Source organism: Flavobacterium sp. YJ01 (assembly GCF_029320955.1).
Taxonomy (GTDB): Bacteria; Bacteroidota; Bacteroidia; order Flavobacteriales; family Flavobacteriaceae; genus Flavobacterium.
Genome location: NZ_CP119757.1, coordinates 3,462,219 through 3,487,485, shown reverse-complemented (window position 1 = coordinate 3,487,485; position 25,267 = coordinate 3,462,219). Strand labels below are relative to the sequence as shown.

General features: G+C 32.9%; 24 protein-coding genes and 1 tRNA gene. 15 read left to right on the top strand and 10 right to left on the bottom strand.

Features of this window, described 5'->3' with window-relative positions; translation table 11 throughout:
* Positions 1-10: 10 nt before the first annotated feature.
* The 4 genes from P0R33_RS15250 to P0R33_RS15235 all read left to right on the top strand — a co-directional run bounded on the left by P0R33_RS15250 (position 11) and on the right by P0R33_RS15235 (position 3,031).
* Positions 11-832, top strand: coding sequence for a hypothetical protein (locus P0R33_RS15250; protein WP_276172027.1), 822 nt, complete (start codon positions 11-13; stop codon positions 830-832).
* A 204-nt stretch (positions 833-1,036) separates the two neighbouring features.
* Positions 1,037-1,942: a TIGR01777 family oxidoreductase gene (locus P0R33_RS15245; RefSeq protein ID WP_276172026.1), complete on the top strand. Its 906-nt coding sequence runs from the start codon at positions 1,037-1,039 to the stop codon at positions 1,940-1,942.
* A gap of 166 nt (positions 1,943-2,108) precedes the next feature.
* Positions 2,109-2,564, top strand: coding sequence for an SRPBCC family protein (locus P0R33_RS15240; RefSeq protein ID WP_276172025.1), 456 nt, complete (start codon positions 2,109-2,111; stop codon positions 2,562-2,564).
* 71 nt (positions 2,565-2,635) lie between these two features.
* Positions 2,636-3,031, top strand: coding sequence for a DUF1090 family protein (locus P0R33_RS15235; protein WP_276172024.1), 396 nt, complete (start codon positions 2,636-2,638; stop codon positions 3,029-3,031).
* A gap of 202 nt (positions 3,032-3,233) precedes the next feature.
* Here P0R33_RS15235 and P0R33_RS15230 read toward each other — a convergent pair whose 3' ends face one another.
* Positions 3,234-4,046: a hypothetical protein gene (locus P0R33_RS15230; RefSeq protein WP_276172023.1), complete on the bottom strand. Its 813-nt coding sequence runs from the start codon at positions 4,044-4,046 to the stop codon at positions 3,234-3,236.
* 223 nt (positions 4,047-4,269) lie between these two features.
* Between P0R33_RS15230 and gcvP the strand changes: the two genes are divergently transcribed.
* From gcvP to P0R33_RS15200, 6 genes are all read left to right on the top strand, one after another.
* Positions 4,270-7,119, top strand: a complete 2,850-nt coding sequence (gene gcvP, locus P0R33_RS15225; protein ID WP_276172022.1) for an aminomethyl-transferring glycine dehydrogenase — start codon at positions 4,270-4,272, stop codon at positions 7,117-7,119.
* Between the two features lie 403 nt (positions 7,120-7,522).
* Positions 7,523-8,581, top strand: coding sequence for a ketoacyl-ACP synthase III (locus P0R33_RS15220; RefSeq protein ID WP_276172021.1), 1,059 nt, complete (start codon positions 7,523-7,525; stop codon positions 8,579-8,581).
* A gap of 281 nt (positions 8,582-8,862) precedes the next feature.
* Positions 8,863-9,390, top strand: a complete 528-nt coding sequence (locus P0R33_RS15215) for a methyltransferase (RefSeq protein ID WP_276172020.1) — start codon at positions 8,863-8,865, stop codon at positions 9,388-9,390.
* An 87-nt stretch (positions 9,391-9,477) separates the two neighbouring features.
* A complete protein-coding gene (locus tag P0R33_RS15210; RefSeq protein ID WP_276172019.1) occupies positions 9,478-10,326 on the top strand; it encodes a glycosyltransferase family 2 protein in 849 nt (282 codons plus the stop codon).
* A 79-nt stretch (positions 10,327-10,405) separates the two neighbouring features.
* Positions 10,406-11,152: an ABC transporter permease gene (locus P0R33_RS15205; RefSeq protein WP_276172018.1), complete on the top strand. Its 747-nt coding sequence runs from the start codon at positions 10,406-10,408 to the stop codon at positions 11,150-11,152.
* Complete coding sequence (locus tag P0R33_RS15200) at positions 11,152-11,919, top strand: ATP-binding cassette domain-containing protein (RefSeq protein WP_276172017.1); 768 nt, start codon at positions 11,152-11,154, stop codon at positions 11,917-11,919. The genes P0R33_RS15205 and P0R33_RS15200 overlap by 1 nt, the downstream gene beginning before the upstream one ends.
* A gap of 92 nt (positions 11,920-12,011) precedes the next feature.
* Here P0R33_RS15200 and P0R33_RS15195 read toward each other — a convergent pair whose 3' ends face one another.
* The 6 genes from P0R33_RS15195 to P0R33_RS15170 form a co-directional block, all read right to left on the bottom strand.
* Complete coding sequence (locus P0R33_RS15195) at positions 12,012-12,731, bottom strand: hypothetical protein (protein WP_276172016.1); 720 nt, start codon at positions 12,729-12,731, stop codon at positions 12,012-12,014.
* A gap of 177 nt (positions 12,732-12,908) precedes the next feature.
* Positions 12,909-13,505: a SprT-like domain-containing protein gene (locus P0R33_RS15190; protein ID WP_276172015.1), complete on the bottom strand. Its 597-nt coding sequence runs from the start codon at positions 13,503-13,505 to the stop codon at positions 12,909-12,911.
* A gap of 45 nt (positions 13,506-13,550) precedes the next feature.
* Positions 13,551-14,801, bottom strand: coding sequence for a hypothetical protein (locus tag P0R33_RS15185; RefSeq protein WP_276172014.1), 1,251 nt, complete (start codon positions 14,799-14,801; stop codon positions 13,551-13,553).
* 42 nt (positions 14,802-14,843) lie between these two features.
* A complete protein-coding gene (locus tag P0R33_RS15180; RefSeq protein WP_276172013.1) occupies positions 14,844-15,521 on the bottom strand; it encodes an SDR family NAD(P)-dependent oxidoreductase in 678 nt (225 codons plus the stop codon).
* A 25-nt stretch (positions 15,522-15,546) separates the two neighbouring features.
* Positions 15,547-16,524, bottom strand: a complete 978-nt coding sequence (locus P0R33_RS15175) for a M28 family peptidase (RefSeq protein WP_276172011.1) — start codon at positions 16,522-16,524, stop codon at positions 15,547-15,549.
* Between the two features lie 138 nt (positions 16,525-16,662).
* The gene (locus P0R33_RS15170; RefSeq protein WP_276172010.1) at positions 16,663-17,805 is read right to left on the bottom strand and encodes an acyl-CoA dehydrogenase; all 1,143 of its coding nucleotides are present in this window, start codon (positions 17,803-17,805) and stop codon (positions 16,663-16,665) included.
* 482 nt (positions 17,806-18,287) lie between these two features.
* On the opposite strand from P0R33_RS15170, the gene P0R33_RS15165 reads away from it, so the two are divergent.
* The 3 genes from P0R33_RS15165 (at position 18,288) to P0R33_RS15155 (ending at position 21,509) form a co-directional block, all read left to right on the top strand.
* A complete protein-coding gene (locus P0R33_RS15165) occupies positions 18,288-18,863 on the top strand; it encodes a chalcone isomerase family protein (protein WP_276172009.1) in 576 nt (191 codons plus the stop codon).
* A 143-nt stretch (positions 18,864-19,006) separates the two neighbouring features.
* Positions 19,007-20,233 carry a Glu/Leu/Phe/Val dehydrogenase dimerization domain-containing protein gene (locus tag P0R33_RS15160; RefSeq protein ID WP_276172008.1) on the top strand — a complete coding sequence of 409 codons (1,227 nt, stop codon included), beginning with the start codon at positions 19,007-19,009 and terminating at the stop codon, positions 20,231-20,233.
* 370 nt (positions 20,234-20,603) lie between these two features.
* On the top strand, positions 20,604-21,509 hold the full coding sequence (locus tag P0R33_RS15155; protein ID WP_276172007.1) for an energy transducer TonB: 906 nt from the start codon (positions 20,604-20,606) through the stop codon (positions 21,507-21,509).
* A gap of 358 nt (positions 21,510-21,867) precedes the next feature.
* Here the strand turns inward: P0R33_RS15155 and P0R33_RS15150 are convergent, their stop codons facing one another.
* Both P0R33_RS15150 and P0R33_RS15145 read right to left on the bottom strand, forming a co-directional pair.
* Positions 21,868-22,263, bottom strand: coding sequence for a biopolymer transporter ExbD (locus tag P0R33_RS15150; protein WP_229355061.1), 396 nt, complete (start codon positions 22,261-22,263; stop codon positions 21,868-21,870).
* Positions 22,264-22,266: 3 nt separating this feature from the next.
* Entirely contained in the window at positions 22,267-22,959 is a 693-nt protein-coding gene (locus P0R33_RS15145) for a MotA/TolQ/ExbB proton channel family protein (RefSeq protein WP_276172006.1), read from the bottom strand.
* A gap of 130 nt (positions 22,960-23,089) precedes the next feature.
* On the opposite strand from P0R33_RS15145, the gene P0R33_RS15140 reads away from it, so the two are divergent.
* Positions 23,090-24,316, top strand: a complete 1,227-nt coding sequence (locus P0R33_RS15140) for a folylpolyglutamate synthase/dihydrofolate synthase family protein (RefSeq protein ID WP_276172005.1) — start codon at positions 23,090-23,092, stop codon at positions 24,314-24,316.
* A gap of 178 nt (positions 24,317-24,494) precedes the next feature.
* Positions 24,495-24,572: transfer RNA gene (locus tag P0R33_RS15135), tRNA-Val, on the top strand.
* A gap of 171 nt (positions 24,573-24,743) precedes the next feature.
* On the opposite strand, the gene P0R33_RS15130 is transcribed toward P0R33_RS15135, so the two are convergent.
* Positions 24,744-25,106, bottom strand: a complete 363-nt coding sequence (locus tag P0R33_RS15130) for a MerR family transcriptional regulator (protein WP_276172003.1) — start codon at positions 25,104-25,106, stop codon at positions 24,744-24,746.
* Between the last annotated feature and the right edge of the window lie 161 nt (positions 25,107-25,267).

The window sequence follows — 25,267 nt, the reverse complement described above, 5'->3', positions numbered from 1 at the left end:
ACCAAAAATCATGAAAACGTTAGAAAACCAAACCTTACTTTATGATGAAGATTGTCCGCTTTGCAGTTTATACACAACTGGATTTGTAAAAAGTGGAATGCTTGATGAAAACGGAAGAAAATCGTATTGTCAATTATCTGCTGAAGAACAAAATTTTGTGGACTTGAAACGTGCTCCAAACGAAATCGCTTTGGTAGATAATAAAACCAAAACTGTTACTTACGGAATTGACAGTCTCATAAAAGTGGTTGGATTTTCTTTCCCTTTAATTGAAAAAATTGCGACAATAAAACCAATTCATTTTATCCTAAAAAAAATGTATTCTTTTGTTTCTTATAACAGAAAAGTAATTATTCCAGGAAATGTAAAAGAAGAAAACAAATTGCAATGCACGCCAGATTTCAATTATAAATATAGATTTCTGTTTATTAGTTTTGCTTTGACTGTAACAAGTTTTATTTTATTTGGATATTCTAATTTGATTCTGAATCTACCAAAGTCTAATATTACCAGAGAAATTATTTTGGCTTTTGGACAAATTGTTTTTCAAAGTTTATTCCTTTTTAGATTTGATAAAAAAACGATTCTAAATTACGCAGGAAATTTAATGACCGTTTCTTTATTTGGAAGTTTGATTTTAACACCTATTTTAATTGTGAATCAGTTTTTCCAGCTTCCACAAACAATTATTTTAGGTTGGTTTGGAATGACGGTTTTGATTATGTTTTTGGAACATTTTAGAAGGGTAAAACTTTTAAAACTTCCTTTTTATTTATCTTTTACTTGGATTCTTTATCGAATTCTTGCTTTGCTTTTAATTTTAGATATATAAAAGTGGTGTGCCACGACTCGAGCGATAGCGAACAGGCGAAGCAATTACACGAATTTTCACAAATTTCTTTTTATAATTTTTACCACAGATTAAAGTGATTATTCGGATTATCAATTGCGTAAAAATCATTAAAATCCTTTTAATCTGTGGCAAAAAATAATTCGTGTAAATTCGTGTAATTCGTGGCAACCAAACATACAACCAATGAAAAAACTCATAATCGCAGCAGGAACAGGTTTTCTTGGACAAGTTTTAATCAATCATTTCAAAAATAAATATGAAGAAATTGTAATTCTAACACGAGGAAAATCTCAAACAATTGACGGAATTAAATATGTAAACTGGAATGCCAGAACTTTTTCGGGTTGGGAAAAGGAATTAGAAAACGCAACAGTACTCATTAATCTAGCAGGAAAATCTGTTGATTGCCGTTATACGAAAGAAAACAAAAAAGAGATTCTTTTATCTCGAATTGAAAGCACCAAAATTCTAAATAAAGCAGTTGTAAATTGTGAAAATCCGCCAAAACATTGGCTGAATTCATCAACGGCAACTATTTATCGTTTTTCTTTAGACAAACAAATGGATGAAGTTGACGGTGAAATCGGAAATGACTTTTCTATAAATGTGGCGCTTTCTTGGGAAAAAGCATTCTTTAAAACTGAAACTCCAAATACATTGAAAACAGCATTACGAACTTCGATTGTTTTAGGAAAAGATGGAGGCGCTTTTGTTCCGTTGAAGACTTTAGCAAAGATTGGTTTTGGTGGAAAACAAGGAAAAGGAAATCAGTTTATAAGTTGGATTCATGAAGACGATTTTGCAAATGCAATTGATCTTATTATTGAAAAAGAAATATCTGGCGTTATCAATATTGTTTCTCCAGAACCAATTCGAAATGCTGATTTTATGCAGAAACTTAGAAAAGCAGTTGGTTTTCCTTTTGGAATTCCGATGAATAAATTCTTTTTGGAAATTGGTTCTTTTTTTATTCGAACTGAAACGGAATTGGTTTTGAAAAGCAGAAACGTAGTTCCGAAACGACTTTTAGAAAATGGGTTTCGATTTAAGTTTGGAGATATTGAAAAAACTTTTAAAGATTTGATTTAACGTCTTATTTGTCATTTCGACGAAGGAGACTCGAGCGATAGCGAACAGGCGAAGCAAATCTTCGTAAGTAACTCTACAAAGATTGACGACATTCTGTACGGAGCTACTTACGAAGATTTCTCCTCCGTCGAAATGACAAGATTGTAGAAAACTAAACTTAAATTCAATGCCAACCATAAACCTCACAACCAAAATAAATGCCTCAAAACAAATCGTTTTTGACGCCTCAAGAAATATCGATATTCACCAGCGATCTGCAAGTCCAACAAAAGAAAAAGCAATTGATGGCGTAACTTCTGGTTTAATAAATTTAAACGAAACGGTAACTTGGCGTGGCAAACATTTCGGATTTTATCTCACTCACAAAAGCCGAATTACGGCAATGAATTTGTATGATTATTTTGTGGATGAAATGGAAAAAGGCAAATTCAAATCTTTTAAACATGAACATTTTTTTGAAGAAGAAAATGGTTTTACAATAATGAAAGATAAATTGCAATATGAAACTCCGTTTGGGATACTTGGAGAACTTTTTGATATTTTATTTTTAGAAAAGCATCTTACTAATTTTCTTTTGGAAAGAAATAAGGTTTTGAAAGATGTTTCGGAAAAACTCTATTAAGATAAATTCCTTACTTTTATAAGTAATTCATTTTTATCAATGAGTGAATATCAAATCAAAAAAACATGCGTATGAAATTAAAAACGATATTAACGACACTTCTTTTTACAATTTCTTTTATTGGATTTGCTCAAAGTAATTGTACAACTTTAAAAGGATGCGAAAGAAAATTATGTGAATTAAACACAAAATTAGCTGCAGCAAAAAAAGCTGGAAATCAAAGTCAGATAAAAGGAATTGAAGACGCAATTGCTCAAACTAAGAAAAATTGCAGCACCAAAACTGTAAACAAAGATCTTGACAAAAAGGTAAAAGAAAAACAACAAAAAGTAAACGAAAGAACAGCCGATTTGAACAAAGCTATTAAAGACAACGAAAGCAAAGAGAAAATCGATAAAAAAAGAAAAAAACTAAATGAAGCTAAAGCTGATTTGAATAAAGCGCTTGCTGAACAAAAGACGAAATAGATTATTATTTTTTGCTCTCGCAGATTTTAACAAATTAATTTGGCAAAGCCCAATATTTAAACACAATCTTCTTTTAAAAATGAATTTTCTCGTTTTACGTTTTGCGTGAGGGATAGAAGCGGATAGCCCACAGCCTGACGAAGGAAGTGCGAGGACTTGGAGCGGATAGCCCGGCCCGGAGGGACACGCACAAAAATTGATTTTAAAAAAACGCAATCATTAACCACCAAAAAATCGGCACACTTTCTACCCAAAAAGAAGTATAATATTTGGAACGATTTGTATTGGCAAACAGAATAAATAGGGTTAACATAATGACCATGACCAAATTAATTATGGCATCATGATAATTGAAAGTTGATATAAAAACTTCGAGAAACCAAAACGGAACTAAAAGCAAAAATCCTAAAAGCTTAGTACGTTTTATACCGATCGTCTGCGGAACGGTTTGCAAATGCGGATCGTCATTGGCCAAATCGATTATTTCGAAAACCAATATCAAAACAAAAACCAGAACAAATCGCTGAATGCATTTGATAAAGAAATCTGTTGTAAACGGAATTTCAGCATTTATTAAAGGCAAAACTAAAGTTGCTCCAACCCAACAGATTGCTACAATATAGATTTTTACGCCAGCCCAATTTCGGGCATTTCTTCGGTTTGGAAAAAATGGCAAAGTATAAAGTGCTGTTATCAGAAATATTACAACCGAAACAATTTGAGTAATTCGCTTTAAATGAAAAAAATAATAGCCAACTAAAATGAGCGAAATAAAACTCAAAACAGCGATAATTTTAAGTTGCGTTCCGATTGGGTTTTTCTTTACTCGAACAAGTGCATCATATTTTACGAAATTATATCCTACAATTGTTCCAAAAAAAACAAACAACGCCATTGGCTCATCGTACTGAATATGAAATACATGAAACGTAATTCGCACCAAAGCATAACACGACAAAGCCACGTGAATACTACTGTTTAAATAAAAATTCAATATTTGTTTTAGAAGTTTCATATTCCGAAATCTAATCAATTGGTAACAAATCAACTCTTTAGTTAGAAAATTGACAAAAATTGAAGTTAAAAATACCCATTAAATTATTAATAATACTTAATTTTGCGCCACAAAAAAACAACACATTTACTTTAAAATGTAATAAACCTTGTGTAGCATTAGATTACGTCAAATAAAACGCTCGGCAAATTACTTTTGATCTTTAAAAAATAGACTGCTACAAATGAAAACAGATGCTTTTGCTTTAAGACACATTGGTCCAAGAGAAACTGATCTTCAACACATGTTACAAACCATTGGTGTTGACTCGATTGAACAACTTGTTTATGAAACCCTTCCGGACGATATTCGTTTAAAAGCGCCTTTGAATTTAGATCCTGCAATGACAGAATTCGAATTTGCAAATCATATTCGCGACTTAGGGAAGAAAAACAAAACATTTAAATCATACATTGGTTTAGGTTATCACCCAACTATTGTTCCGGCTCCAATTCAGAGAAATATCTTCGAAAACCCAGGATGGTATACAGCTTATACGCCTTACCAAGCAGAAATTGCGCAAGGTCGTTTAGAAGCGATTTTAAATTTCCAGACTACTGTTATCGAATTAACAGGAATGGAAATTGCAAACGCTTCTTTATTGGATGAAGGAACTGCTGCTGCAGAAGCTATGGCGTTATTATTTGACGTTCGAACTAGAGATCAAAAGAAAAACAATACACATAAATTCTTCGTTTCTGAAGAAATTTTACCTCAAACTTTATCTGTACTTCAAACTCGTTCAACTCCAATTGGAATTGAATTAGTTGTTGGAAACCACGAAACATTTGATTTTTCAAATGAATTCTTCGGAGCGATTTTACAATATCCAGGAAAATACGGTCAGGTAAACGATTATAGTACTTTTGTTGCTAAAGCAAAAGAAAACGAAATCAAAGTTGCCTTTGCTGCTGATATTTTATCATTGGCGACTTTAACTTCTCCGGGAGAAATGGGAGCTGCTGTTGTAGTTGGAACTTCACAACGTTTTGGTGTACCAATGGGTTATGGTGGTCCTCACGCTGCATTTTTTGCAACTAAAGATGAGTACAAACGTTCGATGCCAGGTCGTATCATCGGAGTTTCTGTTGATGTTAATGGAAACCGTGCTTTACGTATGGCTTTAGGAACTCGTGAACAGCACATTAAACGTGAAAAAGCGACTTCTAACATTTGTACTGCTCAGGTTTTATTGGCAGTTATGGCTGGAATGTACGCGGTTTACCACGGACCAGAAGGATTAAAATATATTGCAAATAAAGTTCACGCATCTGCAGTTACAACTGCTGAAGCTTTAAACAAATTAGGAGTTTTCCAAACAAACACAGCTTACTTTGACACAATTTTAGTAAAAGCTGATGCTCAAAAAGTAAAAGCAGTTGCTGAGAAAAACAAAGTGAACTTCTTCTACCCTGATGCTGAATCAGTTTCAATTTCATTAAACGAAACAACTTCTGTTGCAGACATCAACCAAATCGTCGCGATTTTTGCTGAGGCTTTAGGAAAAGAAACTATTACGGTTTCTGAATTAACTTCTGCAAGCCAATTACCAGCTTCATTGGAAAGAACTTCATCTTTCTTGACTCATGATGTATTCAACAATCATCATTCAGAAAGCCAGTTGATGCGTTATATCAAAAAATTAGAGCGTAAAGATTTATCGTTGAATCACTCGATGATTTCATTAGGTTCTTGTACGATGAAATTAAACGCAGCTTCTGAAATGTTACCTCTTTCTATGCCAAACTGGAACAGCATTCACCCGTTTGCACCAATTGAGCAAGCTGAAGGTTACATTACAATGCTTAAAAAATTAGAGCAGCAATTAAATGTAATTACTGGATTTGCCGGAACAACTTTACAACCAAATTCTGGAGCACAAGGAGAATACGCAGGTTTAATGGCGATTCGTGCTTACCATTTATCAAGAAACGAAGGTCACCGTAATGTATGTTTGATTCCTTCATCGGCTCACGGAACAAATCCTGCTTCTGCAGCGATGGCCGGAATGAAAATCATTGTTACTAAAACAACTCCAGAAGGAAATATAGACGTAGAAGATTTAAGAGAAAAAGCGATTGAACACAAAGATGATTTATCTTGTTTAATGGTTACGTATCCTTCAACTCACGGAGTTTTCGAATCTTCAATTATTGAAATCACAAAATTAATCCACGATAATGGCGGATTAGTATATATGGATGGTGCAAACATGAACGCGCAAGTTGGATTAACAAATCCTGCTACAATTGGCGCTGACGTTTGTCACTTAAACTTACACAAAACATTCGCTATTCCTCACGGTGGTGGTGGACCTGGAGTTGGCCCAATCTGTGTGAACGAAAAACTGGTTCCATTCTTGCCAACAAACCCAATCTTAAAAGTTGGTGGTGAACAGGCAATTACTGCTATTTCATCTGCACCTTACGGATCAGCTTTAGTATGTTTAATCTCTTACGGTTACATCACAATGATGGGAGCTGAAGGATTAAAAAGCGCTACAGAACATGCGATTTTGAATGCAAACTACATGAAATCTCGTTTCGAAGGACACTACCCAATTCTTTATACTGGAGAATGCGGAAGAGCGGCTCACGAAATGATTTTAGATTGTCGTGCATTTAAAGAAAACGGGGTCGAAGTGGGTGATATTGCAAAACGTTTAATGGATTACGGTTTCCACGCTCCAACGGTTTCTTTCCCTGTAGCTGGAACTTTAATGATTGAACCAACTGAATCTGAAGATTTAGCAGAATTAGACCGTTTTTGTGATGCGCTTATTTCAATCAGAAAAGAAATCGAAGCAGCAACTGCCGATGATAAAAACAACGTATTGAAAAATGCACCGCACACATTAGCAATGTTAACTTCTGATTCTTGGGATTTCCCTTATTCTAGAGAGACAGCGGCTTATCCATTAGATTACATCGCTGACAATAAATTCTGGCCATCTGTTCGTCGTGTAGACGATGCTTATGGTGACAGAAATTTAGTTTGCAGCTGTGCTCCAATCGAAGCTTACATGGAAAGCTAAAAATTAGTTTTCTTATAAATATCCAAACCCGACAGATTTCAAAACCTGTCGGGTTTATTTTTTGTTACAAGTTTCAGGTTCTAGCATAACTTAAAACCTGAAATCTGAAACTTTTTTAAACCAAACAACAAAGAATAAATCTTATTTAAAGAAACATAACTTTCCGCTAATCTTTTGTGAAATTATCATCATGAAATTAAAATAAAAGCAAAAAAATTTCATTTTCGAAATCGCCTTCAATCGTTTGAAATATAGGAAATATTAAAAAATCATTAGAAGAAACACAATATATCTTCCAAAAAATTGTTATTTCATAATTATATGCATGCATACTATTTTTTATGATAGTTATCATAATATTATTTATACATTAGCACTAAATTTATCGGATAATTAAAAGGAAATGAAAATAAAGATTATTGGTATTGGGAGTTATATTCCTAATTTAGAAGTAAAAAACACAGATTTTGATAAGCATGTTTTTTTAAATGAGGATGGAACTCCTTTTGGTTATCCGAACGAAGTCGTTATAAAAAAATTCAAAGGCATTACTGGAATCGAAAATCGCCGTTATGCTGAACCTCAATATACAGCATCTGATTTAGCTTTTTTTGCAGCCGAAAAAGCAATCGCAAATGCCAATATCGATGCAGAAACCTTAGACTATATTATTTTTGCACACAACTTTGGTGATGTAAAAACAGGAACACATCAAACAGATATTCTTCCAAGTTTAGCTACTCGTGTTAAAAACAAATTAGGCATTAAAAATCCTAAATGTGTGGCATATGATATTCTTTTTGGATGTCCAGGCTGGATTGAAGGTGTTCTTCAAGCCAATGCTTTCATAAAATCTGGAATGGCAAAAAGAGTAATGGTGATTGGAGCAGAAACACTTTCAAGAGTTGTTGACGATCATGATCGCGATTCGATGATTTATTCAGACGGAGCAGGAGTTTCTATTTTAGAAGCTTCAACAGACGAAGCTGGATTACTAGCTTACGAAAGCGCTACTTACGCTAATGATGAAGCGAATTATCTTTTCTTCGGAAAATCTTATAATCCAGATTTAGATCCAGATATTAAATACATTAAAATGTATGGCCGCAAAATTTACGAATTTGCTTTAAGTAATGTTCCACTAGCTATGAAAAGCTGTTTAGACAAAAGTGGAATTGCCATCGACGATGTGAAAAAAATTCTGATTCATCAGGCAAACGAAAAAATGGACGAAGCGATTATCGAACGTTTCTACAAATTATACGACAAAACTGCACCTAAAGACATTATGCCAATGAGTATTCACGATTTAGGAAACAGCAGTGTGGCAACAGTTCCTACTTTATACGATTTGATTCTTCAAGGAAAAATTGAAAACCACGAAATCAACAAGGGCGATGTTGTAATTTTTGCTTCAGTTGGAGCGGGAATGAATATTAATGCCTTTGTTTATCGTTATTAAAATAAATTAAGTTTTCTTTTAAAAGCAGTAAAATAATCTCGCAATCCCGATAGCTATCGGGAGCGAAGTCACAAAGTTTTCTAAACCATATAAGTAATATAAGATATTTTAAGTTTTTACTTAATTGAACTTACATTACTTATATGGTTTATTTTTTGATCAAAACTTTACCTCTTTGAGAGAAATTTATTTTTCAAACTTAGCTCCGCAACTGAATACTAAAAACTGAACACTGAATACTTTTTTAGTATCTTTGCGCCTTTGCTGATAAAAAATAAAAAATGTACGAAAAAACATTTCCGAATAAAAGATTCAAACTTACTTTAGAGTTTTTACAAAAACACGTTAAAACATCCGAAACCATTTTTGATTTTGGCGTACCAAATCCGTTTTCTAAAATAATGGAAGAAAATGGTTATACCGTAAAAAACACAAAAGGCGAAGACTTAGATAACGATCACACGGCTTTACAAACAGAAGATTATACTGTTTTTACAGCATTTGAAATTTTCGAACATTTATTAAATCCATACACCATTTTACAAAACGTGAAATGTGATAAATTGTTAATTTCAATTCCGTTGCGTTTATGGTTTTCACCAGCATATCGTTCTAAAACTGATATGTGGGACAGACATTACCATGAATTTGAAGACTGGCAATTAGACTGGCTTTTAGAAAAAACAGGCTGGAAAATAACAGATCGTCTGCAATTTACACATCCAGTAAAGAAATTCGGTTTCAGACCATTATTAAGATATTTTACTCCTAGATATTATATTGTTGTTGCAGAAAAAGTTAAGAACTAAGATTGCAGATTAACGATTTTTGATTTTTGATTTATAGATGCTTTCAAACATTCTAAAATCTAAAATCTAAAATCTAAAATTCTTAAAATGAAATACTACATCGTCATTCCCGCGCACAACGAACAAGATTTAATTGGCTTAACTTTACAATCTTTAGTTTCTCAAACTGTTTTGCCTTCAAAAGTTGTGGTTGTAAATGATAATTCTACAGATAAAACCGAAGAAGTTGTACTAAGTTTTGCAAAAGAAAATCCATATATTTCAGTTGTCAATAAAACTTCAGATGCGATTCATTTACCGGGAAGTAAAGTAATTCAGGCTTTTCAGAAAGGTTTTGAAACTTTAGATTCTGATTATGATATTATTGTAAAAATTGACGGCGATTTAATTTTTCCTTCAAACTATTTTGAAACTATAATCAAACATTTCGAATCAGATCCAAGAATCGGAATGGTTGGCGGATTCTGTTATATTGATAAAAACGGAGAATGGGTTTTAGAAAATCTAACCGATAAAGATCATATTCGCGGTGCATTGAAAGCTTACAGAAAAGAAACTTTTCAGCAAATTGGCGGTTTAAAACCTGCAATGGGTTGGGACACTGTAGATGAATTATTGTGTAAATATTATGATTGGAAAATTGTTACCGACGAATCTTTACATGTAAAACACTTAAAGCCAACTGGCGCTAATTACAATAAAACAGCTCGTTATAAACAAGGCGAAGCTTTCTATACTTTAGGTTATGGTTTTTGGATCACGGCAATTGCTTCGGCAAAATTAGCAATGATGAAGAAAAAGCCATTTCTATTTTTAGACTATATCAAAGGATTTTTGAAAGCAAAAAGCGCCAAAACTCCTTTATTAGTTACATCCGAACAAGCTAAATTCATTAGAAATTATCGTTTACAGAAAATGATACAAAAGCTTTTTTAATCTTAAAAAAAATTAAAAAACTGCAAACTGAAACGGTAAACTGTAAACTAATCCTTAATTTAGCCAATATTTAAAAATTATGATGCTAATTCGTTATTTATCCCAAATTGGGAGATATTTTTTAATGCTGAAAGAAATTTTCAATAAACAGACTAAATGGCCTGTTATGAAAAGTCTAATTCTTAAAGAAATCGATGATCTTATTATTGACTCACTTGGAATTGTTTGCTTTATCTCTTTCTTTATCGGAGGAGTTGTTGCTATTCAGACAGCACTTAACTTAACTAACCCATTAATTCCAAAATATTTAATTGGTTTTGCTACACGTCAATCTGTAATTCTAGAGTTTGCTCCTACTTTCATTTCGGTAATTATGGCCGGAAAAATGGGATCTTACATAACATCAAGTATCGGAACAATGCGTGTTACAGAGCAAATTGATGCTTTAGAAGTTATGGGAGTTAATTCATTAAACTATCTTGTTTTTCCAAAAATTGTAGCTTTATTGATGTACCCTTTTGTAATCTGCATCAGTATGTTTTTGGGAATTTTTGGAGGATGGCTTGCTTCTGCTTATGGCGGATTTTCAACAAGTCAGGATTTTATTGCTGGAGCTCAAATGGAATTTATTCCGTTTCATATTACGTATGCATTCATTAAAACTTTGATTTTTGCAATGTTATTAGCTACAATTCCGTCTTTTCATGGATATTATATGAAAGGTGGAGCACTTGAAGTTGGTAAAGCAAGTACCGTTTCGTTTGTATGGACATCAGTTTGTATCATTCTTTTTAATTATATATTAACTCAATTATTATTAGGATAATGATAGAAGTAAAAAATATAGAAAAATCATTTGGCGATAGTAAAGTTTTAAAAGGCGTTTCGACGGTTTTTGAAACTGGAAAAACCAATTTGATTATCGGACAAAGTGGATCTGGAAAAACAGTTTTATTAAAAACACTTTTAGGAATTCACACACCAGATTCTGGAACAATCGAATTTGACGGAAGAGTTTATTCTGATTTAGACAAAGATGAAAAACGTGAATTGAGAACTGAAATCGGAATGGTATTTCAGGGTTCTGCATTATTTGATTCGATGACAGTTGCAGAAAATGTAGCTTTCCCGTTGAGAATGTTCACCAATAATACTAAGGCACAAATCAAAGAGCGTGTTGATTTTGTTTTAGAAAGAGTAAATCTTGTTGAAGCACATAAAAAATTGCCTTCTGAAATTTCTGGAGGTATGCAAAAACGTGTGGCAATTGCCCGCGCGATTGTAAATAATCCGAAGTATTTATTTTGTGATGAACCAAACTCTGGTCTTGATCCAAATACTTCAACTTTGATTGATAATTTGATTCAGGAAATTACAAAAGAATATAATATTACAACGGTAATCAACACACACGATATGAACTCTGTGATGGAAATCGGTGAAAATATTGTCTTTTTAAAGAAAGGAATAAAAGCTTGGCAGGGAACAAAAGAAGAGATTTTCGTAACCGACAACAAAGATATTGTCAAATTCGTTTACTCATCTAATCTATTTAAGAAAGTTAGAGAAGCTTATTTGAAAGATATAAAATAATTAAGAAATTCAAATTCTTCGGAAATTTCAAATAAAAAATCCCAAATTCCAACATCAAATTGGAATTTGGGATTTTTTATTTGAAATTTAATTTACTGTACATCTTTAAAATCAGCCTCTTTAACTGTAATAGTTTGAAATGTAGTTGTTTCAACATTACTTGGTGGAAATTCATATTTTGCACTCTGCAAAACTCCATTCTTACGTCTGTTTACGCTTATTATTTCTTTATAATAAAGTTGAATATAAAACCTACCTTCAAAAGTTCCGTTAGCTGTAAAGTTGTACGTAACAGAATAATCTGTCGGATCTCTATAAGCCAACAAGGGAAAAGTTTCCACATTATCGACCTTAAAAGTGACAATACATGGATATCGCCAAAGTAGATTAGTTGAATTAAATTCAAATTCTTTTCCAATATATTTCATATCATTAGAAATCTCGGTAATATCCAGAAAAAATGGATCTGATAAAATTCTTGGTTCAGTTCGTTTTGCCTCTTCACCTATAAACAATCTATAAAAATTGCCTTTTCCTGTTGTTTTAAAAACAAAATCATAATTTCCTCTAGTATTTGTATAAGTCGAATCAATCCATCCCATAAATTCATAATCCGCACTAGACATGAAAAAGCCATTATTTGTTACTTTAAATTCAGCTATTTTAATTTTTAAATCGGAAATCGGTGTATCCCGATAATCTGTAAGTTTTCCAAAAACTCTAGTTTCTATTCCAGATTTAATTAATACTGGATCCTTACAACAAGAGACAAATGAAAGCGACAAAACAAATAAGATTAGAATGTTTTTCATAAAGATGTTTTTTGTAAAGATCTAATAATTTGATAAATATAAGACAAATCGTATATTATTATTACATAAAATCAAAAGGAAAATTTTGCGAAATTTAAAAATTCAATTAAAAAAATCCCAAACTCCAATTTTAAAAATCATTGGAATTTGGGATTTATGATCTAGGAGTTTTTCGATTTAATTTATCAGCTCAACTTCAGCATTTGGATTAAAAAGATACGTCTTTCCAGAACTTATTTCGATGCATTCAAAACGTTTGGTACGAACTGCCAGTTTCTTGAAAATTTTTCCGTTCTTGATTCTGAAAACACTTCCATACGGAATTTCAAACACATAGTTTTTATCATTTTCTTTATCATATTGCTTTAAAGCCAAAGACAAAGTTGTATCTGTATCACTGCTCGCCGACGGATTTTTGAAATGTCTTGCCAACAAAGGCAAAATCTGTCCCGGAAATATTTCCGGCCTTATAAAAGGAACCATTAAACGCTGAAAAGTATATTTCCATTCATTTCCGTGCGGTTTGATATTTCGTCCGAATTTTTCGAAAGCAACCAAATGTGCAATTTCATGAATGAGCGTAATTAAAAAACGATACTTATTTAAACTTGCGTTCACAGTAATTTCATGCTTTCCGCTCGGTCCACGTCTGTAATCGCCGTGGCGTGTCTGACGCTCGTTTACAATTTTTAAGTGAACCTGATTGGCCACAATCAAATCGAAAACAGGTTTTACTGCGTGTTCGGGAATGTATTTAGCTAAAGTGTCGCTCAAGTGTATAATTTTTTATTAGCGCCAAAAATACTTCTAAATATATTTTTATAAAGTTAAATATTTAAAATATTGGCTGTTTACATCTTTTTTAATTTCGCCGTTGGCAAAAAATACATTCATTTTTGTTTCTTTTGCCTTTACTTCTTCTTCCACATTTCTCACTTTTCCTTCTTGATATTTAAGAGCATATGCTTTTTGAAGATATTCTAAACTGCTTTTCGAATTATTTAAAACCTGAAAACTAGAAGCAATATTGATGTAACAAGCCCATAAAGCTGCTTTTTGTCCTTTGTCGTTCTGATCTAATTCTTTTGAATATTGCTCCATTTTTAGAATAAAATCACTAAAAACTTTTTTCTTATTTAGGTAGTTCTTGTAATTTTTTAAACGAGTTTCGTCTTGAAAACGGCCAGATTCGTCTTTAAGAACCAAATTATTTTTTTGAATGAATTCGGTATTTGCCGCTAAAAGAGCTTCATCGATTGTTGGCTCTGCTTTGTTCTTCGACCATTTCTCCAAAACATCAACGTCTTGATTTAATTTAGCAAAAATCGGATTTTTATCTTCTTTAGAAATTCTAGAAAAATAAAAACTATCCTGATAATATTCGACATCTATCCAAGAAACCAGTCTTCCTCGCATGTTTTCCTGAATATTTTTTACCAATTGATTAAAAAGCAAATCTTTATCGATATTTGCTGTTAGGTAGCTTACCAATTCTGCTTTGGTTTTGCCTAACGGTGAAGCATTGGTCAACTCTTTAACATTATATGTTTTTTCCATCACAACTTCCTTAGTCAGACTATTTATAATTTTATAAACAGCATCGTATCTATAATATATTTCACTAGAAAAAGCAGGATCAACATTTTTTGTTTCTTTAATATTCGATGTATAAGCTATGTTTTTTATAGAAATATCTAAAATAAAATGGTCTTTAGCTTCTTTGTCATTTAGCGTATATCCCAGTTCCATTATAGTTGGAATATGATATCCTTTCATATCAGGTTCAGTATCCGTACCAATAATGGCTCTTTTTAAATCTTTCTCTCTAAAAAATTCATTGTAAGACAATGGCGGACGGGTTCCTTTTTTTTCTCCATCGACAAAAACAACTATCAAATCTGGTGAAAGATGCAGTTTCACTCCATAACTGTGATATCCTTCTGGAATATAACTTTCTGGATAAACAAAATTGTAAAAACTCAGAACCTCAGATTTGTAGGACTGAGCAGAAGTTTTCAAATTAAAGGCAACAAAAAATAGAGCAGTAAAAAGAGTAATTTTTCTTTTCATAAATTGGCTGGTTAGATTTGGGTTTGAAAATAGTTGTTTATTTTAAGGATTAGTTGATGAAACTTCTAAGACTTTTCCGTTGAAATATTTATTGCCGTTGAGTGTAAAATCATAAATATAAGTTGCCATTCCTTCAGCAGAAATTGGCGCTTGATATCCAGGAAAAGCTTCATTAAGCATTTCAGTCTGAACAGAACCTAATGCTAATACATTAAATGAAATGCCTTTCTCTTTATATTCTTCCGCTAGTAATTCAGTCAAAGTAATCACAGCTCCTTTACTCGAACTGTAAGCTGCTAATCCTGCAAATTTCAAACTTCCGCGAACGCCACCGATAGAACTGATAGTAACAACATGACTGCCTTTTTCTAAATACGGAATACAAATTCTAGTTAAATTGGCTACTGCAAAAACGTTTACTTTATAAATGCTTTCAAAATCTGCTTGAGTAGTTTCTGCAAAAGGTTTTAAAAGTAAAGCTCCTGCGTTATGAACAACTGCATCTACTTTTTTCCAAGTGGAAGAAATAAACTGATTCACTTCTTGCAAAGCATTTTCATCTGCCAAGTCGATAGAAAGGCAAGTAACATTTTGATGTTCTAATAAAGATTGTGGAATTTTTCTGGAAATAGCCAACACTTGATGGCCGGCTTCAGCAAATTTCAAAGCTAATTCATAACCAATTCCTCTGCTTGTTCCTGTAACGATAATATTTTTCATGCAACAAAAATAATCAAAATGCTTCTTATTTATTCATCGTTATTTCCTGAGTTGGCGAAACTGCAATATGGGTAACAGCAGGCAACAATTCTTGGGTAAATGCTGTGATATGCGGAATATCCATTAGTTTAAATTCATCTGAAACATGATGATAGAAATCAAAATTTTCAAAATCAAAAGTACTTATCGATTGACAAGGTTTTTTGAAAACATCGTAAAATGAATAGTTATCTGATCTGTAGAATAATTCGTATTCAGCCTCTTTTGGCAAAAATCCGATAGTATTTTTTCCTGTATATTCATTGATTTTTGATGCCATATTTGATTTGTCAAAACCTGTTATGTAAGCTAGAAAATCTCTTTTCATTGGCACTCCAATCATTTCGATATTTAATTGTGTGTAAAGATTAAAGTTTTCTTTTTTCAATTTCTGAACTAAACTTTTTGAGCCTAATAATCCTTTCTCTTCTCCAGCAAAAAAGGCAATTAATATGCTGCGTTTATTCGCTTTAGTTTTGGCAAAATATTTCGCCATCGCCGCTACAGACGTTACGCCCGAAGCATCATCATTGGCACCATTATTAATTTTATCTGCTTGTTCTTTTTTCTCGATTCCGATATGATCGTAGTGCGCGCTTAAAACAACAAATTCTTTTTTAAGTTCTGGATCTGTACCTTCTATAACTCCGACAATATTAAAAGCGGGAGTTTTAAAGTTTGTCAACGTATCTCGATAGGTTTTAAAATACGGTTTAACATTATTCTTTTTTAGAAAATCTTCCAAAAATACAGCAGCTTTTTCGATTCCTTTTGTTCCTGTTTCACGTCCTTCTAATTCATCTGAAGAAAGATATTTTAAGAAATCTGAGATTTCAGTTTCGCCTACTTTGTAATTAACTTCTATTATTTTTGAATCTGATTTAGAATCTTTTTCAGCCACACTTGTGGTGCTAGATTTACAAGCAATGAAAATGAAAGGAAGCAAAAAGTATAATTTTTTCATGGTTTTATATGAATTAGGATTGATTTTAGGATAAAATTAATTTGAATGTATAAACTTATGAAAACTAAAAGAATATTCATAAAAAAACCCTTTCAAACTAAAAGTCGAAAGGGTTTTCAAATCTATTGTAACCTAATTTTATCCAGCGATTACAGCTCTAGAAATTACGATTTTCTGAATTTCAGAAGTTCCTTCGTAAATCTGAGTAATTTTTGCATCACGCATTAAGCGCTCTACATGATATTCTTTTACATAACCATTTCCTCCGTGAATCTGAACAGCTTCAACTGCAGTATCCATTGCCACTTGCGAAGCAAATAATTTTGCCATCGCACCACTCACATCGTAATTTTTATGATTGTCTTTATCCCAAGCGGCTTTCATGCATAAATGACGAGCGGCTTCGATATTAACTGCCATATCTGCCAATTTAAAAGCAATTGCCTGATGATTGCAAATTTCAGTTCCAAAAGCTTTACGCTCTTTAGAATATTTCAAAGCCATTTCATAAGCTCCAGAAGCAATTCCTAATGCTTGAGAAGCAATTCCGATTCTTCCTCCCGCAAGAGTTTTCATAGCAAATTTAAATCCGAAACCATCTTCACCGATTCTGTTTTCTTTAGGAACTTTTACATCAGAAAACATTAGAGAATGTGTGTCAGAGCCACGAATTCCCATTTTTTGTTCTTTTGGTCCAACAGAGAAGCCTGGCATATCTTTCGTCATAATCAAAGCATTAATTCCTTTATGCTTCAATTCTGGATGAGTTTGAGCAATTACTAAATATACAGATGCAGTATTTCCGTTTGTAATCCAGTTTTTGGTTCCATTAACTAAATAATGATCACCCATATCAATTGCTGTTGTTTTTTGCGAAGTTGCATCACTTCCTGCTTCAGGCTCACTTAAGCAAAAAGCTCCGTGAATTTCTCCAGAAGCCAAACCTGGTAAATATTTTTGTTTTTGTTCTTCAGTACCATATTCTTGTAATCCCCAGCAAACTAATGAATTATTTACAGACATTACTACAGAAGCAGATGCATCTACTTTAGAAATTTCTTCCATAGCAATAACGTAAGAAATAGCATCCAGACCGCTTCCTCCATATTTAGGATCAACCATCATTCCCATAAATCCAAGTTCTCCCATTTTTTTGACTTGCTCCGTAGGAAATATTTGTTTTTCGTCACGTTCAATAACTCCAGGCAATAATTCATTTTGAGCAAAATCTCTTGCTGCCTGCTGAATCATTAAATGTTCTTCGGTAAGATTAAAATCCATAATAATATACTTTAATTGTTTTGCAACCTAAATTCGAGAAGATTCGATTAAGCTGATGGTTTTATGTTTTTTGTGTTTTTTCGGTGCCAATTTTCTAAAGCAAAGGCATCCAAAGATACTTTTTAAAAGTGTAATTTACAATGCATGCATACAAAATTAATAGATCAGCAATGATTACGATAACGTTTTCGTAATTATTTAGGTTTTCGAGTAAATCAGCATTAATTATGCAACAAATTTTCTAAAATTCAAGAATCATATTTACCATCTTCAATCACACAAAATTTGACTAAGTTTTGCCAGTTATGAGTTAAACAATTCTTAAAATACGTAACACTACGTAAAACAAGTCTTACTAATTTGATTATTAACGTAATAGAAAAATTAAATGTGAATTTTACAGAAAAAAAACATCCTAAAAATGACGCAAATATTAATAAATTAACATTATTTTTGACCAAAAAATAAATAATTGACAGAACATGAAAAAGATTTTACTATTCCTCACACTCCTCTTAAGCTTACAATTTTCGACCGTTTCGGCACAAACTCAAATCGATGTTAATGGTGTAACTGTACCTAGAAAAATAGAATTTCTGGGTAAAACTTTACAGTTAAATGGTGCAGGCGGAAGATCTAAAATGTGGATGGAAGTTTACGTGCAAGCACTGTATTTATCTCAATTAACACAAGATCCTCAATTTATCATAGACAGCGATACTGAAATGGCGATTCGAATTGAAATCACTTCTTCAATGGTTTCTTCTAATAAATTGACTAAAGCAATGAACACTGGTTTTGAAAAATCTGCGGGAGCACAATTAGAACAATTACGCCCAAGAATCGAGCAGTTAAAAAGCTATTTGAGTGATGCCATTACAGAAAAAGATGTTTTCATTTTAGCTTACAATCCTTTGGATCAAAATGTTTATGTTAGCAAAAATGAAGTTCTAAAAGGAAAAATTCCTGGATTCGATTTCAAAAAAGCATTATTCGGAATCTGGCTTTCTGACAAACCAGTTGACGAAACTTTGAAAAAACATTTATTAGGGCAATAGTCTTAATTTTTTAAATATACGAAAAGCCGTCCCGAAAAATTTCTGGACGGCTTTTCTTTTTTGTTTTATATATTTGATGCAAAATACATTATTCGCATTATTCTATTTTATACATTTACGCAAAATAAACATATCACAACAAAATGAAAGATTTATTACAACAATTTGAAAACAAGGCGCCTGAAATTGTTTTCAATTGGAAAGATTCAGAAACAGAAGCCGAAGGGTGGACTGTAATTAATTCACTTCGCGGAGGAGCTGCTGGTGGAGGAACAAGAATGAGAAAAGGCTTAGACATGAACGAAGTTTTGTCTTTAGCAAAAACTATGGAAGTTAAATTCTCTGTTTCTGGTCCTGCAATTGGTGGCGCTAAATCTGGAATAAATTTTGATCCGAACGATCCTCGCAAAAAAGGTGTTTTACAACGTTGGTACAAAGCGGTTTCTCCTTTATTAAAAAGTTACTACGGAACTGGAGGAGATTTAAATGTTGATGAGATTCACGAAGTAATTCCAATGACAGAAGAATGTGGCGTTTGGCATCCTCAGGAAGGTGTTTTCAACGGACATTTTAAACCTACGGAAGCGGATAAAATTAATAGAATTGGACAATTACGTCAAGGTGTAATTAAAGTTATTGAAAACCCGAAATTCTCGCCAGACGTTACAAGAAAATATACTGTTGCCGATATGATCACTGGTTTTGGTGTTGCTGAAGCAGTTCGTCATTTTTACGCAACTTACGGCGGAGACATTAAAGGTAAAAAAGCAATCGTTCAAGGTTTTGGAAATGTTGGTTCTGCAGCCGCTTTTTATTTAGCTGAAATGGGAGCAAAAGTGATCGGAATTATTGATCGCGATGGCGGATTAATTAAAGAAGAAGGTTTTTCTTTTGAAGAAATCAGAACTTTGTTTTTAAATAAAGACGGAAATAAATTAGTTGCGGACAATATGATTCCGTTTGAAGAAATCAACTCTAAAATCTGGACAATTGGCGCTGAAATTTTCACGCCTTGTGCCGCTTCAAGATTGGTTACTCAAGCTCAAATCGACAGCTTAATTGCAAACGGATTGGAAGTGATTTCTTGCGGTGCGAATGTTCCTTTTGCAGACAAAGAAATTTTCTTTGGTTCTATTATGGAGCAAGTGGATCAAAAAGTAAGTTTGATTCCTGATTTTATTTCAAACTGCGGAATGGCAAGAGTTTTTGCTTATTTCATGGAGAAAAAAGTGCAAATGACTGACGAAGCTATTTTTAATGATACTTCAGAAATTATAAAAAATGCGATTGTAAAAGCTCATGCTCTAAATTCGTCTAAAACAAATATTAGCGCAACTGCTTTTGAAATTGCATTGAAACAGTTAGTTTAATTTTTATATACTTTATTAAAAGCGAGCGAGCTGGATTATATTCGGCTCGCTTTTTTTTGCCACAAATTTTTTTAACGCAAAGCACGCTAAGATATTTTAATTCAAAGTGCAAGCAATATCTAAATATTAAGTTCGCAAAGCTTTGTTTACATCTAGCTTTGAGAACTTTTAATCTAAAGATTTACTCAAATTTGAAACAAATAAAACTTTGCGTTTCTTTGCGTAAATCTTAGTGTGCTTTGCGTTATAATTAATTTGAAAAACACTTAGCGAACTTTGCAGTAAAATCTCGTCCTTCACTTCCATTCTAAACAATTTTTACTACTTTTAAACGTTTTTAAAATAATACATTTCAAAATTCAGAATTTAAATGAGTTCCTCAATTTCTTCAGATCAAAAGAAATCATTGTTATTCACAACTGCTATTTATGCAGCAATAATTCTATTGCTGTTTTTTATACGTTTTTGGCCACCTTATAACCCAGAAAACAATGTCGCTCTTGCTGACGGAGGCGGTGGCGGTGGCGGCGTAACCGTAAATTTTGGCGACAGTGATTTAGGTTCTGGCGCTAATTATAAAAGCGAAGTTCTGAATGTAAAAAACAATGTAAAACAAGTTCAGGCAAAAGCTGCTCCAGAAGAAGCAATTGTTACTCAGGAAAGCTCAGTTGCTGATAAAACAGATGTTGTAATTCCGTCAAAAGAAAAACCTAAAAAACCTGTTCCTGTTACAAAACCAGAGACAAAACCCGTTCCTGAAAAACCTAAAGTTTCAAATTCAACAAACGATGCTTTATCAAGCATTATGAAAGGTTCAAACAAAGGCGGAGACGGAGATGATAAAGCTTCTGGAAATAAAGGAAAAGCAAACGGAAGTTTAAACTCAAATGGCTATTATGGTTCTGGTGGCTCTGGCGGAGGAACCGGAGGCGGTAACGGAACTGGAAATGGCATTGGAACCGGAAGTGGTTACGGCGCAGGAAGCGGTGGAGGTTCTGGTGGCGGATCTGGATATTCTTTAGGAAACAGAAAAGCATTATCTAAACCTGCACCAAAATATACTTGTAATGAAGAAGGCAAAGTAGTTGTTGAAGTAAGCGTCGACCAAAATGGAAAAACAATAAGCGCAACTCCAGGAATTAAAGGAACTACAAATACTGCAAAATGCTTATTAGATCAAGCAAGAATAGCAGCAATGAATACCAAATGGGAATCTGATAGTGATGCTCCTGCAAAACAAGTTGGGAAAATTATTTATAATTTTAGTTTGGATTAAAACACGAATTACACAGATTTATACTAAATCTGCTCTCTATAAAAAAAGGCTTTCAGATTACTGAAAGCCTTTTTTATGTCTTTATTCTAATTAACGATTAATTTGTCATCCTGAGCGAAGTCGAAGGACACACAAGTAATTCCTCAAAGGGATATCATCATTCTTTGTCGAGCTTCTGGCGCGTCCTTCGACTTCGCTCAGGATGACAAATCGTTGCGTAATTTTTTTTTTGCGTGAGGGATAGGAGCTGGCTACCGAAGTAGCGCGGATAGCCCGGTCCCGTTAAGATAAGTGGGCGAATATTGATAAAGAATGTTTGCCCACTTATCTTAACGGGATCACGCCCTAATAATTATTATTACTTCGGACTTGTTGCAATTACAAACTTCAGATTATTCCTCACTCCTATCTGCAAAACATCTACTAAATCTTGTACTTGCAAATTAAACGGAATTCGAACGACAACAGTTTGTTCTTTATCTGTACCTATTTTAGACATTAAACTCGTTTCTAGATTTTCAAAATCGACTTGTTCTTTGTCAATGTAGAATTTTTTATCTTCTGTAACCGATAAACTAATTAATTGTTTATTGGTCTTTTCATTAGATTTTGCTTTTGGAAGCGTCATCTTGATTACGTTTGGGTTTGCCAGTGTTGAAATAATTAAGAAAAACAACAGCAGGAAGAACATAATGTCGCTCAAAGATGAAGTCGCTACTTCGGCGTGAAATCTTCTTTTTCTTTTAATAGACATACCTTATGCTCTTTGAATTATGTTGACAAACTCTAAAATCTGTTTCTGAATTTTTAAGGCGAAATCATCAATTTTTCCGTTTAATAAGTGGTAAGCAGAATACGCAATAATACCGACAATTAATCCAGAACCAGAACTGATCATTTTTTCATACAAACCTCCAGAGATATTTCCGATACTAATGTTTTCTGTAACCGAAATGCTGTAGAAAATTTTAATTACTCCAGAAATTGTTCCAATGAAACCAAGCGTTGGCGCAATACCTGCGATAAGTCCAAGATGACCTAAACGTCTTTCCATTTCGCCAATTTCGATGTCTGCTGCGCGGTCCATATTAGATTCTATTTCAGCAATTGGTCTTCCGATAACCAAAACGCCTTCTTTCAAGATATTTCCAGCGGCCGTATTATTTCTTTCTACAATTGTTCTTGCTAATTCAATATTTCCAGAATGCAATTTATCGCCAACATCCTGCATTAATCTGCCATCAATTTTTGATGCTCGGCTGATGTACATATAACGTTCAAAAATCACATAAATAGTGTAAAACAATAAAATCGCGATCGGAATTAGGAAAACTCCTCCTTTCATTATAAACCCAAACATTGAAATTTCGTTTTCTGGTGCAATCTTTTCGATCACTACATTTGAAGCATTTGCGATTGTATCTGTTTGTAATTGAATAAAACTAAACATATATTAATTCTGGTTTTTAATAATTAATTCTAAAAAATATTTGAAATTTGCAATAAAGATAATTTTCGCTGTAATATTAAACTACAAAAATCGAAATTTATTTCAATCAACAACTATTTTATCCAAATAAATGAACTATCAAGAGACAACGGAATGGATGTTTAATCAACTTCCAATGTACCAATTGCAGGGAGCTTCAGCTTATAAAGAAGATTTAACAAACATCAAAATATTAGCAGAGCATCTTGGCAATCCTCAAAATAAATTGAGATGCATTCATGTGGCTGGCACAAACGGAAAAGGCTCTACTTCGCATATGTTATCTTCTATTCTTCAAGAAGCAGGCTACAAAGTCGGTTTGTATACTTCTCCGCATTTAAAAGATTTTAGAGAAAGAATTAAAATAAACGGTAAAGAGATTTCAGAAGATTTTGTTATTGAATTTATTGGAAAACATAAATCTTTTTTTGAAGATAATGATATGAGTTTCTTCGAAATGACTGTCGGTTTAGCTTTTGATTATTTCGCAACTGAAAAAACTGATATTGCGATTATTGAAGTTGGTCTTGGCGGAAGACTCGATGCGACAAATATTATCACGCCTTTGGTTTCTGTAATTACTAATATTGGTTTAGATCATACACAGTTTTTAGGAAATACTTTGGAAGCGATTGCCGGAGAAAAAGCTGGGATTATTAAACCGAATATTTCTGTTGTAATTGGAGAATATACCGATGAAACAAAACCTGTATTTTTGGCTAAAGCCGAAGAAAATAAGGCGCCGATTTATTTGGCTTCAGATTTAATTGATCAAATTTATTTATCGGATTTAATTGGAGATTATCAGTTTCACAATAAAAAAACAGTGCAGCAGACGGTTTCTATTTTAAATAACGAAACCGATTTTAAAATCTCTAACGAACAATTAAAAGATGGTTTGTTGCATGTTATAAAAAATACTGGCTTGCAAGGCAGATGGCAGCAATTGGGAGAAAACCCAAAAATAATCTGCGACACGGCGCATAACAAACACGGATTAACCGTTGTAATGAATCAGCTAAAAAATGAGAAATACGAAAAACTGCATATTGTTTTGGGCGTTGTAAATGACAAAGATTTAGATTCTATTTTGCCACTTTTCCCAAAAGAAGCACAATATTATTTCTGTCATCCAAATTCGTCGCGAGCTTTACCTGCCGAAACTTTAAAAAATGCAGGAGAAAAATTCAATTTAATAGGAGAAAAATACGATTCTGTAGAAATCGCTTTCGCAAAAGCCAAGAAAAATGCCTCAGAAAATGATTTTATTTACGTTGGCGGAAGCACTTTTGTTGTTGCGGAATTGCCTTTGAACTAAAATATACTTTTGATTTAGAAAAAACTTTGAAAAAATAATTTTAATAACAAATTCATAAACAAGCACATATAAACTATTTTAAAAAAAGTTTTATTTTTTATTCGAATTTCTTTGCAGAACTCGAAAACTAGCGTATATTTGCACTCGCAATCACAAACGATAGCAACCTAGTAAAATAGGGCGATTAGCTCAGCTGGTTCAGAGCACCTCGTTTACACCGAGGGGGTCGGGGGTTCGAACCCCTCATCGCCCACCAAGAAACTCCTTAAGAAATTAAGGAGTTTTTTTTTATCCTTATTTTTGTTATAAAGCCAAAACATTGTCATTTCGACTGAAAGGAGAAATCACACTCGAGTATCAATAAAGATTGGCGATATACTTTGCGGAATTTTTATTACAACTTTCAACTTAGCAGATTTGTAATTCACTAACGCTCTACATTTTTCAATTTCTCACATACTTTTTCGAGAAGTTGCTTAGTCTGTTTGAAATACCTCATTTTATCATCAATCTCTTTTATTTTTGCCTGAAAAAGCTCAAGTGTTTCCGGTTTCGAATCAGAGTTTTCAAACCAAGTCGTCAATATTTTTTTTATTTCTGCTAAAGAAAATCCCACTTCTCTTGCTTCTATAATGATCTCTAAACGCTCAACAGCATTACCATCGTAGTGTTTATAATTATTAGATTTTACCTTTTCATCAGTCAATCCCTTAATCATTCCTAAATTTTCATAATATCTAATAGTATGAATCGATAATCCCGTCTTTTTTGATAATTCGTTTACAAGCATAACCTCATTTTTATTAAAACAAACAACAAAGTATAGAGCATAGTCTATACTTTATTGTTGCAAATATAGGAAATGTTTTGTTTTAAAACACAAGAAAAGAACAGATTGGGATAATTTAAACAAAAAAAAACACCTCCAGCATTTACAAAGAATCGCCTATA